The following is a 13,908-nucleotide window of genomic DNA, read 5'->3' on the forward strand; positions in this document are numbered from 1 at the left end:
TAAACTAGGAACAGCTAATGAATTTCTAGATTGTGTAACTGCAATTGTTGTTCGAGTTTCTCGATGCGTTCGATTAAGGATCGAATGATTTTTGCTTCTACATCAGGGAGTTTTCCGTGCTCTAAAGGACAATCGCGTACTCCTTTATGACAAATATTACGCCCAGGAACTCCGACAGCAGTACAATCGGCAGGAACATCGCGTAAGATAATTGAACCTGCACCAATACGAACGCGATCGCCAATTTGAATATTACCTAAGACTTTCGCACCTGCGCCGACAACAACATTTTTACCTAAGGTAGGATGGCGTTTACCACTTTCTTTTCCTGTTCCACCAAGCGTCACACCTTGATAAATCAGCGCGTAATCTCCAACGATCGCCGTCTCACCAATCACAACACCCATACCGTGATCGATAAATACACCTTTCCCGATCTGCGCCCCTGGATGAATTTCCACTCCTGTCAAAAACCGCCCCAGGTGAGAAATGAAGCGAGGAATAAACGCAACTTTACGACAATACAACCAATGCGCAAAACGATAAAGTGCGATCGCATGAAACCCAGGATAACAAAAAAGCACTTCTAACCAATGACGCGCTGCTGGATCGCGTTCAAAAATAATTTGAAAATCTGTCAATAGTGGTTCCAAAAACGATAAACCAAACTGTTTGTCAGTTTTTTGTGCAGTAAAGGCGTTGGAGTGTTGCATCGGAGTTAATGGGCTAAATCCGTGTACTATCTGCTTATATCAGGCAACTCTAGCGACACTCATACCGCCAACGTTGGTTGGATTTATTGAATTGATTAAACGTGTACTCAATTCTTCTAAACCACGATATTAACTGCAATTGACAACTTAAAAAACTTTTTTCAGGATGGGGTACTAGTATTTTTAGACTAAGGGTACTGGTATTTATAAAGAAGGGAGTGAGTATTTATGTACTCAAGCCTAAACTTTTAACCTAGCGGGATTTGTAGATATTTTTATCAGAATTTTTATCTATATTAATTTGTACTCACTTGCACTCGCTTAGTCATTTTATTGAATTTTTTCTGTATATTAAAGTACAATTTATTATTTATTCCTTCTAGTCCGCGCAGGTGGACTTTGTTTATCAGCCGTGACGTTAGTCGCCAGGCTTTAACCCAAAATCAAACGATTATCCAAATAATTAAAATAAAATTAAGTTAGCTATTTTAGCAAAAAAGTGATATTTTAGATACAGAATTAAATTTCGCTAAGCATCTGGGGTAGTTCTTAGTTAGTTGCTCCAGTTCTTATCTCTAAAAAGCTCAAGTAATGCATCACTTTGAGTAATTATTTGACGTGATTTGAGTACAGAATCGAAAAGTTCAAAAAACACCTAAAATTTCCTTCAAACCTTTACTAGGATAGAGTTCAAGGCGAGTACAAAAATACTTGAACCCCTTCACCATAAATACTCGTCCCTTGTCCAAAAAATACTAGAACCTCTCCCTAAAAACTTTTTTAAAAAGCTGCTCAAACCTTGGTAATTCTAAGCTTCAGTTTTTGAGTACAAGCTTAATCAATTCAATAAATTCTATACCGAACACTAGCACCGTTCGCTTTTGAGACACCTGATATAAAACACATATCGCTAAACACCTAATGCACTAACAAAAAGCTTGGTAGGTAATTAAAGGACGTAGCGATAAATGGTTAAAGATGCGACAGTGCCTCTTTTTAAGGAAACGAAGTCGCAGTTGTCAGGACAATCACCCAAAAGGTTACACAACCAGCGTAGACAGGTTCAGCAAAGACAACGCGATTTTAATTCTTTTTTGATGTGCTAGAGCATCTTCCAAAATCCCAACCCCTAACCCTAGCAGCGAAATTCAATGACACCACCACCTACAGGACTTTTAACTGCCCCTACGGCAAAAACGACCAAATCCAGCAGTTGTGGTTGTAGCAGTAAAGATACCACAAGCGGTTTAGATGAAAAAACCAAAGCGCGGATTGAGAAGCATCCTTGTTATAGCGAAGAAGCGCACCATCACTACGCAAGAATGCACGTTGCAGTCGCACCAGCTTGCAATATTCAATGCAACTATTGCAACCGTAAATATGACTGTGCAAACGAGAGTCGTCCTGGTGTTGTCAGCGAATTATTAACGCCAGAAGAAGCCGCGCACAAAGTGTTAGTGATTGCAGGCAAAATTCCGCAAATGACCGTACTGGGAATTGCAGGACCTGGAGATCCTTTAGCGAATCCAGAAAAGACTTTTCGCACATTTGAGTTGATTGCAGAGAAAGCACCGGATATCAAACTTTGTTTGTCAACCAACGGATTGATGCTTCCCGATTACGTTGATCGCATTAAACAACTCAATGTCGATCATGTCACGATCACGATTAATATGGTAGACCCCGAAATTGGAGCAAAGATTTATCCTTGGGTTCACTATCGCCGCAAGCGCTACAGAGGTGTTGAAGGAGTCAAGATTCTGCACGAAAAGCAGATGGAAGGATTGCAAGCCCTTAAGGAAGCTGACATTTTGTGCAAAGTCAACTCGGTGATGATTCCAGGAATAAATGACGAACACTTAGCTGAAGTTGATGCAGTGATTCGATCTAAAGGTGCATTTTTGCACAATATTATGCCGCTGATTTCTGCACCCGAACACGGTACGCATTTTGGTTTAACAGGTCAACGCGGTCCTACACCCAAAGAACTCAAGGCGCTGCAAGATAAATGTGCTGACAGCAACATGAAAATGATGCGCCATTGTCGTCAGTGTCGCGCTGATGCGGTGGGATTGCTAGGCGAAGACCGGAGTCAAGAATTTACCAAAGAAAAAATCATGGAAATGACTCCAGAATACAGCTTAGAACAACGCCAAGAAGTTCATGCAGGAATTGAAAAATCGAAAGCAGAAATCAAAGCTATTAAAGAACAAGCGAAAGCTGCTAAGAAAATTGCTAACAGTCCAAAAATCTTAGTTGCAGTCGCTACCAAAGGCGGTGGTTTGGTGAACCAGCACTTTGGTCACGCAAAGGAATTTCAAGTATTTGAAGTTGATGCCAATGAAGCTAAATTTGTCGGACACCGCAAAATTGACCACTATTGCCAAAGCGGATACGGCGAAGCAGCAACACTAGAACACATTATCAAGGCGATCGCCGATTGCAAAGCAGTATTGGTTTCTAAAATTGGTCACTGTCCGCAAGAAGAATTGCACAAAGCCGGAATTCAAACGGTTGAAGCTTACGACGTGATTGAAAAAGTTGCCCGTGAATTTTACGCACAGTATTTGCAAAACCAGCAAGGAGAATAGTCATGGCTTACACAATTACTAGCCAATGTATTTCCTGCAATCGCTGTCTTTCTACCTGTCCTACTAACGCAATTAAAGTAACCGACGGCAAACACTGGATTGATTCTACGCTTTGTACAAACTGTGTTGGTAGCGCTTACAGCGTCCCTCAATGTGTTGCAGGTTGTCCCACCTTTGATGGTTGTATCCCACAACCAAACGATTACTGGGAGTCATGGTTTATTACCTACAACCGCTTAGTTGGCAAGTTAACTAAAAAACAAGACTACTGGGAACGTTGGTTTGATACTTACTCGCAAAAATTCGCTGGAGTATTGCAATCTCAACGCGATCACAACTTAACCTTAACATCAACACCAGCTAATTAAATCCCCAAACCTGCACCTTTGCTCCCCTGCTTCCTTAACAATAAGTTCTTGCACTAAATTTCTAGGAACTCACCATGCAAACTTGCATTTATCTCGACAACAACGCCACCACGAAAGTAGATCCCGAAGTTGTAGAGGCGATGCTGCCTTACCTGACTCAATACTACGGCAATCCTTCGAGTATGCATACCTTTGGTGGGCAAGTTGGCAAAGCGGTCAAACAAGCACGACAACAAGTTGCAGCCTTAATCGGTGCAGATGATTCTGAAATTGTCTTTACAAGTTGCGGTACAGAAGGAAACAACGCCGCAATTCGCGCCGCATTGCAAGCCCAGCCAGAAAAGCGACATATTGTAACGACGCAAGTAGAACATCCCGCAGTGTTGAATGTCTGCAAACAGTTGGAAACGCAAGGGTATACCGTTACGTATCTTTCAGTTAATCGCCAGGGACAAATCGATCTTGATGAATTGTCGGCATCAATGACAGGTAATACTGCGTTAGTCACGATTATGTATGCCAACAACGAAACCGGCGTAGTGTTTCCCATCGAACAGATCGGGTTACGCGTAAAAGAATATGGTGCGCTCTTCCATGTCGATGCGGTGCAAGCAGTAGGGAAAGTGCCTTTAAATATGAAGACTAGCACCGTTGATTTATTAACGTTGTCAGGTCACAAGTTGCACGCACCCAAGGGGATTGGTGCTTTGTATGTACGACGTGGTGTGAGGTTTCGTCCCTTCTTAGTAGGAGGACATCAAGAACGAGGACGCAGGGCGGGTACAGAAAACGTTCCTGGTATTATCGGTTTAGGGAAAGCAGCAGAATTAGCGCAGACATATATAAAAGATATTAAGCACGAACAACAACTACGCGATCGCTTAGAAAAAACTTTACTAGAGACAATTCCAGATTGTGAAGTCAACGGCGAACGCAAAAACAGATTACCCAACACCACCAACATTGGTTTTAAATACATCGAAGGCGAAGCAATTTTACTATCCCTCAACCAATACGGTATCTGTGCATCATCGGGTTCTGCTTGCACTTCTGGTTCTTTGGAACCCTCTCATGTTCTACGGTCAATGGGCTTACCTTACACCACTTTGCACGGTTCAATTCGGTTTAGTTTGTCACGTTACACAACCGCAGCCGAGATTGATCGCGTTCTCGAAGTTATGCCTTTAATTGTCGAACGCCTCCGCGCCCTTTCTCCCTTCAACAACGATCAAGCCGACTGGTTGCAAGGACGGGAAGTGCTGGTTGGATAGAAGTTTCATGTGTAGAGGAAGCAGAGGAGAAAACAGCCTTTATATCCAGTATTTGATAACTAGTACACAATCTAAAATTCGCTATGTGGGACTATACAGATAAAGTCATGGAACTCTTCTACAATCCGAAAAACCAGGGATTGTTAGAAGACAATCAAGAACCAGGAATCGCAGTTGTCTTTGGTGAAGTGGGTAGCATAGCTTGCGGAGATGCCCTAAGACTACACCTCAAAATAGATGTAGACAACGAAAAAATCCTGGATGCGCGTTTTCAAACTTTTGGTTGTACGAGTGCGATCGCATCTTCTTCAGCATTAACTGAGTTAATTAAAGGTTTAACTTTAGATCAAGCGCTCAAAGTCACCAATAAAGACATTGCCGAATACTTAGGTGGTTTGCCAGAAGCCAAGATGCACTGTTCCGTAATGGGACAAGAAGCGCTAGAAGCGGCAATTTTCAAATACCGAGGTATTCCAATAGATGTACATGAAGAAGATGAAGGAGCATTAATCTGTAGTTGCTTTGGGATCAGCGAGTCTAAGATTCGCCGCGTCATTCAAGAAAATAACCTGACAACTGCTGAACAAGTAACAAGCTATGTAAAGGCGGGTGGTGGGTGCGGTTCATGTCTTGCAGACATCGATGACTTAATTGCTGCGGTGACTAAGGAATCTGCCCTAAACATGGCTACAGATATTGCAACCGCACAGGAACAATCGCAACGTCCGCTGACGACTGTGCAAAAAATTGCCTTGATTCAAAAAGTTTTAGATGAAGAAGTTAGACCTCTGCTCATTGCTGATGGTGGAGATGTCGAATTATACGACGTAGAAGGAGATCACGTCCAGGTGACATTGCAAGGTGCTTGCGGTTCGTGTTCTAGCAGTACAGCAACGCTCAAAGTTGCGATTGAAGCCAAGTTACAAGAACGGATTAGCCAAAATTTGCTAGTAGAAGCAGTTTAGTCTTTGGGCAATACAGGAGCAATATGCACCATTATTCTTTCCGAACCCATGTTTTTGCTGTTGAGCGATCGCCACCAAAAAATTTGCTGTTGAGCGATCGCATCGATAAAACGCAAATCATAAACCAATTTCAGGAGAAACAACCATGACTGATAATATTAGACAAATCGCTTTCTATGGTAAAGGCGGTATCGGTAAATCCACCACTTCCCAAAATACAATTGCAGGTTTAGCAGAACTCGGCGAACGCATCATGATCGTAGGTTGCGATCCTAAAGCTGATTCCACCCGCTTGATGCTACACAGCAAAGCCCAAACAACAATTCTACACCTAGCCGCCGAACGCGGTGCAGTTGAGGATCTAGAGTTAGAAGAAGTTCTGCTCACAGGCTACAAAGACGTCAAGTGCGTAGAATCTGGTGGTCCCGAACCTGGTGTAGGTTGCGCAGGTCGGGGAATCATCACCGCAATCAACTTCCTAGAAGAAAACGGTGCTTACGAAGACCTTGACTTTGTTTCCTACGACGTATTAGGTGACGTCGTTTGTGGCGGTTTTGCAATGCCAATTCGTGAAGGTAAAGCCCAAGAAATCTACATCGTATGCTCTGGGGAAATGATGGCAATGTATGCTGCCAATAACATTGCACGAGGCATTCTCAAATACGCTCACTCTGGTGGTGTGCGCTTGGGCGGACTGATTTGCAATAGCCGTAAAGTCGATCAAGAAGTTGAATTAATTGAGGCATTAGCTGAGAAGCTCAACACCCAAATGATTCACTTCGTACCTCGCGACAACGTTGTACAACACGCAGAACTCCGTCGCATGACTGTCATTGAGTATTCACCTGATTGCAACCAAGCTAACGAATATCGCGCCCTTGCCAAGAAAATCAAGGAAAACGATAAGCTCACGATTCCTACCCCAATCTCAATGGACGAACTCGAAGAGCTACTCGTTGACTTCGGAATCCTCGGTGACGACAAAGAATACGAGCATCTCGTTGGCAAAACAGCAGCAGAAGTTGCCGTTGTGTAATTCAAAGAGGGGCGACAGGGGTAAGGCAGTGCCTTACCCGCACTTTCCCCTAACTCCCCATTTTTAACAAAGAGAGGCAGAATATGACACCTCCAGAAGACATTTTAGAAACCACCACAGTAGACAAGAAAGCACTCATCAAAGAAGTCTTAGCAGTTTACCCAGACAAAGCGAAGAAAAAGCGGGAAAAACACCTCAACGTTTACGAAGAAGGCAAATCTGACTGCGGCGTTAAATCAAACATCAAGTCCGTTCCTGGTTCCATGACCACCCGTGGCTGTGCTTATGCAGGTTCTAAGGGTGTGGTTTGGGGTCCGATCAAAGACATGATCCACATTAGTCATGGTCCTGTAGGTTGCGGTTATTACTCGTGGTCTGGTCGTCGTAACTACTACATCGGTACGACCGGAATTGATACCTTCGGAACAATGCAATTTACTTCTGATTTTCAAGAGCGCGATATCGTTTTTGGCGGTGACAAAAAACTTGCTAAGCTGATTACCGAACTCGAAGACCTTTTCCCGCTTAATCGCGGTATTTCAATTCAGTCTGAATGTCCTATTGGTTTAATTGGTGATGATATTGAAGCCGTAGCCAAAAAGGCAACAAAAGAAACTGGTAAAACTGTTGTCCCTGTACGCTGCGAAGGCTTTCGGGGTGTTTCGCAGTCGCTGGGACACCACATCGCTAACGACTCGATCCGTGACTGGGTTTTCCCGCAAGCTGACAAGAAAAAGAAAGAATTGGGCGTTGAAGGAACACCTTATGATGTTGCCATTATTGGAGACTACAACATTGGTGGTGATGCTTGGTCTAGCCGCATCTTACTAGAAGAAATCGGCTTGCGCGTAGTTGCTCAGTGGTCTGGAGATGGTACTTTAAACGAAATGATGCTGACTCCGACGGTGAAGTTGAATTTAGTTCACTGCTATCGTTCTATGAACTATATCAGCCGCCACATGGAAGAAGCGTATGGTATTCCTTGGTTAGAGTATAACTTCTTTGGTCCAACTAAGATTGCAGAATCTTTGCGCGAGATTGCTGCTAAGTTTGACGAAACAATTCAGCAAAAAGCCGAAGAAGTCATCGCGAAATATCAAGCCCAATGCGATGCCGTTGTAGCAAAATATCGCCCGCGCTTAGAAGGTAAAACAGTCGCACTCATGGTTGGTGGCTTGCGTCCGCGCCACGTCGTCCCAGCTTTCTACGATTTGGGGATGAAGTTGATTGGTACAGGCTATGAGTTTGGTCACAATGATGACTACAAGCGTACTACTCACTACATTGAAAATGGCACGTTGATTTATGATGACGTTTCTGCCTATGAATTCGAGCAGTTTGTTAAAGAATTAAAGCCGGATTTGATCGCCTCTGGTATCAAAGAAAAATACGTCTTCCAGAAAATGGCATTGCCTTTCCGTCAGATGCACTCCTGGGATTACTCTGGTCCATACCACGGCTATGACGGTTTTGCAATTTTTGCCAGAGATATGGATTTAGCGCTGAATAGTCCTACCTGGAGTTTAATTGGCGCACCGTGGAAGAGATAGGGAGCAGAGGAGCTTCAGGAGAAATTAAAAGTAATCTTCTCCTGAAGCTCCCATCATCTGAGAACTTGATCTGCTTCTAAATGAAAAGTATTGATTTCTAATTCCATATCCTCAACTTTTAATGTCGGAGAAGAGTCATGGCTCAAAATAATGTAGATAAAATTCAAGACCACGCAACGCTATTTCATCAAGGCGAGTATCAAGAGTTATTTCAGGCGAAGAAGGAGTTTGAAGGTGGACATAGCGCAGAAGAAGTTGCTCGCATTGCTGAGTGGACGAAAACTTGGGAGTACCGCGAAAAGAATTTTGCTCGTGAAGCTTTGACGGTTAACCCTGCTAAGGCTTGTCAACCTTTGGGTGCAATTCTTGCTGCTGTTGGGTTTGAAGGTACTTTACCGTTTGTTCACGGTTCGCAAGGTTGTGTTGCCTATTTCCGCACGCACTTTACCCGTCATTTCAAAGAACCATTCGCTGCAGTTTCTTCTTCAATGACTGAGGATGCAGCAGTGTTTGGCGGACTCAATAACATGATTGATGGCTTGGCGAATAGTTACAATCTCTACAAGCCTAAAATGATTGCGCTATGTACTACTTGCATGGCAGAGGTTATTGGGGATGACTTGGGTGCTTTTATCAAGACATCTAAAGAGAAAGGTTCGGTTCCTGAAAATTTTCCTGTACCGTATGCTCATACCCCTAGCTTTGTCGGCTCTCACATCACGGGCTATGACAATATGATGAAAGGAATTTTGTCGAATTTAACGGAAGGCAAAAAGCAAGCAACGACTAACGGCAAGATCAATTTTATTCCTGGTTTTGAAACTTATATCGGTAACTTGCGCGAAGTGAAGCGGTTAGCATCGTTGATGGGTGTGAATTACACGCTACTCGCAGATAATTCCGACTACCTCGATTCACCTAATGATGGCGAGTACCGGATGTATCAAGGCGGGACAAATTTAGAAGATGCGGCAGATTCGATCAATGCTGAAGCTACTATTGCCTTCCAAGCATACTCCACTACTAAGACGCGGGAATATCTTGAGAAAGAATGGGGGCAAAAAACCTTTGTCTGTCGTCCTGTCGGTGTCCGAGGTACGGATGAGTTTTTGATGAAGCTTGCAGAATTGACCGGACAGCCGATTCCTAAAGAACTCGAAGACGAACGCGGGCGGGCAGTAGATGCATTAACTGATTCGCAAGCATGGTTGCATGGTAAGCGTGTCGCGCTGTATGGCGATCCCGATCTAGTGATTGGATTGGTGCAATTTTTACTCGAAGTTGGCGCGGAACCTGTACATATTGTAGTGACGAACAGCAATGAGGTATTTGAGCAAGAGTTGCAAGCGATTTTAGATGCGAGTCCCTTTGGTAGTACTGCCAAGATTTGGGGTGGTAAGGATTTGTGGCATATGCGATCGCTTCTATTTACTGAACCTGTTGATTTGCTCATCGGTAATTCTTACGGTAAGTACCTATGGCGCGACACGCACACTCCCCTCGTACGCATCGGCTATCCAATTTTTGACCGCCATCACCTACATCGTTACGCAACGTTTGGCTATCAAGGTGCAATCAATCTCCTCAACTGGATTGTCAACACACTGCTTGACGAACTCGATCGCAATACGATTGTTCCGGCTAAGACGGATATTTCTTACGACTTGATTCGGTAGTCAAAAGTTGAGGAGTTTCCTCTGCTTCCTCTGCTCACTTCACAAGCAGTCTTTAACTCAACACAGATATCACCCGCCATGAAAATCACCCAAGGCAAAATTAACGAACTGCTCAGCGAACCAGGTTGCGAACACAATCACCACAAGCATGGGCAAAAGAAAAAGTCTTGTCAACAACAAGCACAGCCAGGGGCGGCTCAAGGCGGTTGTGCTTTTGATGGAGCAGCGATCGCTCTTGTCCCGATTACTGATGCAGCGCATTTAGTCCACGGACCGATCGCTTGTGCGGGAAACTCTTGGGGAAGTCGTGGTAGTCTCTCGTCTGATTCTCATCTCTACAAAATGGGTTTTACGACTGACTTGAGTGAGAACGATATCATCTTCGGCGGCGAGAAAAAGCTGTACAAAGCCATCTTAGAAGTACAACAACGCTATCAACCTGCGGCTGTGTTTGTTTACTCCACTTGTGTTACAGCCTTGATTGGCGATGATTTAAACGCAGTCTGCGAAGCCGCTGCTCAGAAAACAGGTGTACCTGTGATTCCTGTCAATTCCCCAGGGTTTATTGGTAGTAAAAATCTTGGTAATCGCGTGGGTGGAGAAGCTTTACTCGAATACGTTATCGGTAGTGCTGAACCTGAATATACGACTCCTTACGATATCAATTTAATTGGCGAGTACAACATTGCCGGAGAATTATGGGGAGTTCTACCTTTACTCGAAAAAGTCGGGGTTCGCGTTCTTGCCAAGATTACAGGTGATGCTAAATACAACGAAATCTGCTACGCTCACCGTGCCAAGCTGAATGTGATCATCTGCTCCAAAGCGTTGATCAATGTGGCAAGAAAGTTAGAGGAAAGCTACGGTATTCCGTATATCGAAGCATCTTTCTATGGCGTAGATGACATAAATCGCTGTTTGCGGAATATTGCGGCAAAATTGGGTGATGCGGCGATGCAAGCGCGAGTAGAACAATTAATTGCTGAAGAAACGGCGGCTTTAGATGTTGCCTTGGCTCCTTACCGCGCTCGACTCAAAGGTAAGCGTGTTGTCCTTTATACCGGAGGCGTGAAAAGTTGGTCGATTATCTCTGCGGCTAAAGACTTGGGGATGGAAGTTGTTGCCACTAGCACGAAAAAAAGTACCGAGGAAGACAAAGCCCGCATTAAAGAGTTACTCGGTAAAGATGGCATCATGCTGGAAAAAGGTAATGCTCAAGAACTTTTACGGACGATCGCCCAAACAAAAGCCGATATGTTAATTGCTGGCGGTCGCAATCAATACACCGCACTCAAAGCCCGCATTCCCTTTTTGGATATCAATCAAGAACGCCATCATCCTTACGCCGGATATGTAGGAATGATTGAAATGGCACGCGAACTCGATGAAGCCCTTTACAGCCCTGTCTGGGCACAAGTACGCAAATCTGCACCTTGGGAAAAGGAAGCAGAGGAGCAATTACCAATTACCAATTACCAGTTAGCAATTACCAATCACCAATCCAAAATCCAAAATTCCAAAAAATCAGTTGCAGTCAATCCTTTGAAACAAAGCCAACCTTTGGGTGCAGCCTTAGCATTTCTGGGATTAAAAGGTGTTATGCCACTGTTTCATGGTTCTCAAGGGTGTACTGCTTTTGCCAAAGTGATGTTGGTGCGGCATTTTCGTGAAGCTATTCCGCTATCGACTACGGCAATGACTGAAGTTAGCACAATCTTGGGTGGTGAGGACAATATCGAACAAGCAATTATAACGCTGATGGAAAAGTCAAAACCAGAAATTCTTGGTCTGTGTACTACTGGACTTACAGAAACGAGAGGTGATGATATGGAGGGTATCCTCAGAAATATCCGCAACCGTCACCCAGAATTATACGATTTGCCAATTGTCTTTGCGGCTACACCTGATTTTAAAGGTGCATTGCAAGATGGTTTTGCCGCTGCGATTGAAAGCATTGTCAAAGAACTACCGCAGCCTGGCGAAATCAAATTAGACCAAATCAATATTCTAGCGAGTTCGGCGTTTACTCCAGGGGATATACACGAGATTAAAGAGATTGTATCTGCGTTTGGATTAAAACCGATTGTCGTACCGGATCTTTCCGCTTCACTTGACGGTCATTTGGATGATTCTTATAGTGCGGTGACAGGTGGGGGAACAACTTTGGCAGAACTACGACAAATGGGTAGTTCGGTATTTACGCTCGCACTTGGCGAAAGCGTACGTGGTGCAGCAGAAAGCTTGCAAAAACAGTTTGGCATACCTTATGAGGTGTTTGGGCAACTAACAGGATTAGCCGCAGTCGATGACTTCTTGCAAGGATTAATCGATCTTAGTGGTAACTCAGTGCCAGAAAAGTACTTTCACCAACGCCGCCAGTTGCAAGATGCGATGCTTGATACTCACTTTTACTTCGGGCGCAAGCGAGTGTCGTTAGCACTTGAACCTGATTTACTATGGTCAATTGCTTGGTTTTTACGCTCGATGGGTAGTGAAATTCACGCGGCTGTGACAACGACAAAATCACCACTTTTAGAGCAACTTCCTGTTGCAAGCGTCACGGTTGGCGATTTGGAAGATTTTGAGCAACTTGCAGTCGGTTCTGACTTATTAATTGCGAATTCTCATGGAAAAGCGATCAGCCATCGTTTGCATACTCTTTTCTATCGTCTTGGTTTTCCCATCTTTGATCGCTTGGGTAACGGACAGCGCTGTACTGTCGGCTACCGAGGAACTACGCAACTGCTATTTGATCTTGGCAACTTGTTTCTTGAAGCAGAAGAAGCAGAGGGTGCAGGGAAAGTCACTACTAATTACCAATCACTTATCTAACGGAGGATAATTATGAAAATTGCCTTCACAACAAACGATCAAATTCATATTAATGCTCATTTTGGCTGGGCGAGAAAGATTGATGTTTATGAAGTGACACCAGATGAATATAAGTTTATCAAAACTCTGCGATTTGATGGCGATCTTAAAGAAGATGGCAATGAGGATAAATTAGTACCAAAAATTGAAGCTTTGGCTGATTGCACAATTGTTTATGTATCTGCCATTGGTGGCAGTGCAGCAGCTCGATTGATTAAAAAACGCATTACACCAATCAAGGCAAGATCTGAAGATGACAAAATTACTGATGTTTTGGAAAGATTAGTCCAGACATTAAAAGGTAGTCCTCCTCCTTGGTTAAGAAAAGCTTTGCAACAAAAATCATCGAACTTTTTAGAAGAGGAAGTAACTGTATGACGACTGAAACCGTTAATCAAATTAATGAAGAAATTCTAAATTCTCCGTTTCTTCAAGAATTAGTTAGACAAATTCGCGCTCAAGATTCTTATGGATTTTATCGCAATTGGTCGAATGAATTGCTCGTTAAACCTTATGTTATCAGCAAAGAAGCTAAGCGTAAAATTTCTGTTGAGGGTGATGTTGACCCTGTGACAAAAGCTAGAATTATGTCATTCTATCGCGCGATCGCTGCTCAAATCGAGCAAGAAACAGGCTTAATTTCGCAAGTTGTCATCGATTTGAGTCATGAAGGTTTCGGCTGGGCGCTGATTTTTTCAGGTCGTTTATTACTCGTTGCTAGAACTTTACGCGATGCTCAACGTTTTGGTTTTGATTCCTTAGAGAAACTGTTAGCTGAGGGAGAAAAGATGACACAAAAAGGTATTGAATTAGCACAGAAATACACTGAAGTTGCCAAAGTTTAAGAAGGCAGAAGGTAAAAGGAAC

12 protein-coding genes are annotated in these 13,908 nt (G+C 43.6%); 10 read left to right on the forward strand and 2 right to left on the reverse strand.

Features of this window, described 5'->3' with window-relative positions; genetic code table 11:
* Nucleotides 1-14: 14 nt before the first annotated feature.
* Nucleotides 15-713 carry a serine O-acetyltransferase gene (cysE, locus tag NIES1031_RS07780; RefSeq protein WP_073548884.1) on the reverse strand — a complete coding sequence of 233 codons (699 nt, stop codon included), beginning with the start codon at nt 711-713 and terminating at the stop codon, nt 15-17.
* Between the two features lie 1,151 nt (nt 714-1,864).
* Here cysE and nifB point away from each other — a divergent pair.
* The 4 genes from nifB (at nt 1,865) to nifU (ending at nt 5,908) form a co-directional block, all read left to right on the forward strand.
* Nucleotides 1,865-3,304, forward strand: a complete 1,440-nt coding sequence (nifB, locus tag NIES1031_RS07785; protein ID WP_073548885.1) for a nitrogenase cofactor biosynthesis protein NifB — start codon at nt 1,865-1,867, stop codon at nt 3,302-3,304.
* Nucleotides 3,305-3,306: 2 nt separating this feature from the next.
* Nucleotides 3,307-3,672, forward strand: a complete 366-nt coding sequence (locus tag NIES1031_RS07790) for a 4Fe-4S binding protein (protein WP_073548886.1) — start codon at nt 3,307-3,309, stop codon at nt 3,670-3,672.
* A 74-nt stretch (nt 3,673-3,746) separates the two neighbouring features.
* Nucleotides 3,747-4,943: a cysteine desulfurase NifS gene (gene nifS / locus NIES1031_RS07795; RefSeq protein ID WP_073548887.1), complete on the forward strand. Its 1,197-nt coding sequence runs from the start codon at nt 3,747-3,749 to the stop codon at nt 4,941-4,943.
* 83 nt (nt 4,944-5,026) lie between these two features.
* Nucleotides 5,027-5,908 carry a Fe-S cluster assembly protein NifU gene (nifU, locus tag NIES1031_RS07800; protein WP_073548888.1) on the forward strand — a complete coding sequence of 294 codons (882 nt, stop codon included), beginning with the start codon at nt 5,027-5,029 and terminating at the stop codon, nt 5,906-5,908.
* On the opposite strand, the gene NIES1031_RS24230 is transcribed toward nifU, so the two are convergent.
* A complete protein-coding gene (locus NIES1031_RS24230; protein WP_178378070.1) occupies nt 5,905-6,051 on the reverse strand; it encodes a hypothetical protein in 147 nt (48 codons plus the stop codon). The genes nifU and NIES1031_RS24230 overlap by 4 nt on opposite strands.
* 14 nt (nt 6,052-6,065) lie before the next feature.
* Here NIES1031_RS24230 and nifH point away from each other — a divergent pair, with 14 nt between their 5' ends.
* From nifH to NIES1031_RS07830, 6 genes are all read left to right on the forward strand, one after another.
* Nucleotides 6,066-6,944: a nitrogenase iron protein gene (nifH, locus tag NIES1031_RS07805; protein ID WP_178378079.1), complete on the forward strand. Its 879-nt coding sequence runs from the start codon at nt 6,066-6,068 to the stop codon at nt 6,942-6,944.
* An 83-nt stretch (nt 6,945-7,027) separates the two neighbouring features.
* The gene (gene nifD / locus NIES1031_RS07810; protein WP_073548890.1) at nt 7,028-8,494 is read left to right on the forward strand and encodes a nitrogenase molybdenum-iron protein alpha chain; all 1,467 of its coding nucleotides are present in this window, start codon (nt 7,028-7,030) and stop codon (nt 8,492-8,494) included.
* 137 nt (nt 8,495-8,631) lie between these two features.
* Nucleotides 8,632-10,170, forward strand: a complete 1,539-nt coding sequence (gene nifK, locus NIES1031_RS07815) for a nitrogenase molybdenum-iron protein subunit beta (protein ID WP_073548891.1) — start codon at nt 8,632-8,634, stop codon at nt 10,168-10,170.
* Nucleotides 10,171-10,248: 78 nt separating this feature from the next.
* Nucleotides 10,249-13,002, forward strand: coding sequence for a bifunctional nitrogenase iron-molybdenum cofactor biosynthesis protein NifEN (locus NIES1031_RS07820; protein WP_073548892.1), 2,754 nt, complete (start codon nt 10,249-10,251; stop codon nt 13,000-13,002).
* A gap of 12 nt (nt 13,003-13,014) precedes the next feature.
* Nucleotides 13,015-13,419: a nitrogen fixation protein NifX gene (gene nifX, locus NIES1031_RS07825; protein WP_073548893.1), complete on the forward strand. Its 405-nt coding sequence runs from the start codon at nt 13,015-13,017 to the stop codon at nt 13,417-13,419.
* Nucleotides 13,416-13,886, forward strand: a complete 471-nt coding sequence (locus tag NIES1031_RS07830) for a NifX-associated nitrogen fixation protein (protein ID WP_073548894.1) — start codon at nt 13,416-13,418, stop codon at nt 13,884-13,886. The genes nifX and NIES1031_RS07830 overlap by 4 nt, the downstream gene beginning before the upstream one ends.
* Nucleotides 13,887-13,908: the final 22 nt, after the last annotated feature.

Origin of the sequence: Chroogloeocystis siderophila 5.2 s.c.1, assembly GCF_001904655.1 — a bacterium.
In the GTDB taxonomy this organism is placed as follows: Bacteria; Cyanobacteriota; Cyanobacteriia; order Cyanobacteriales; family Chroococcidiopsidaceae; genus Chroogloeocystis; species Chroogloeocystis siderophila.

Excerpts from the sequence above, each read along its gene's own strand:
- cysE (WP_073548884.1), bottom strand. The coding sequence starts at position 713 with ATGCAACACTCCAACGCCTTTACTGCACAAAAAACTGACAAACAGTTT.
- NIES1031_RS07830 (WP_073548894.1), top strand. The coding sequence starts at position 13,416 with ATGACGACTGAAACCGTTAATCAAATTAATGAAGAAATTCTAAATTCT.
- nifU (WP_073548888.1), top strand. The coding sequence starts at position 5,027 with ATGTGGGACTATACAGATAAAGTCATGGAACTCTTCTACAATCCGAAA.
- nifX (WP_073548893.1), top strand. The coding sequence starts at position 13,015 with ATGAAAATTGCCTTCACAACAAACGATCAAATTCATATTAATGCTCAT.
- NIES1031_RS07790 (WP_073548886.1), top strand. The coding sequence starts at position 3,307 with ATGGCTTACACAATTACTAGCCAATGTATTTCCTGCAATCGCTGTCTT.
- nifB (WP_073548885.1), top strand. The coding sequence starts at position 1,865 with ATGACACCACCACCTACAGGACTTTTAACTGCCCCTACGGCAAAAACG.
- nifS (WP_073548887.1), top strand. The coding sequence starts at position 3,747 with ATGCAAACTTGCATTTATCTCGACAACAACGCCACCACGAAAGTAGAT.
- nifK (WP_073548891.1), top strand. The coding sequence starts at position 8,632 with ATGGCTCAAAATAATGTAGATAAAATTCAAGACCACGCAACGCTATTT.
- NIES1031_RS07820 (WP_073548892.1), top strand. The coding sequence starts at position 10,249 with ATGAAAATCACCCAAGGCAAAATTAACGAACTGCTCAGCGAACCAGGT.
- nifD (WP_073548890.1), top strand. The coding sequence starts at position 7,028 with ATGACACCTCCAGAAGACATTTTAGAAACCACCACAGTAGACAAGAAA.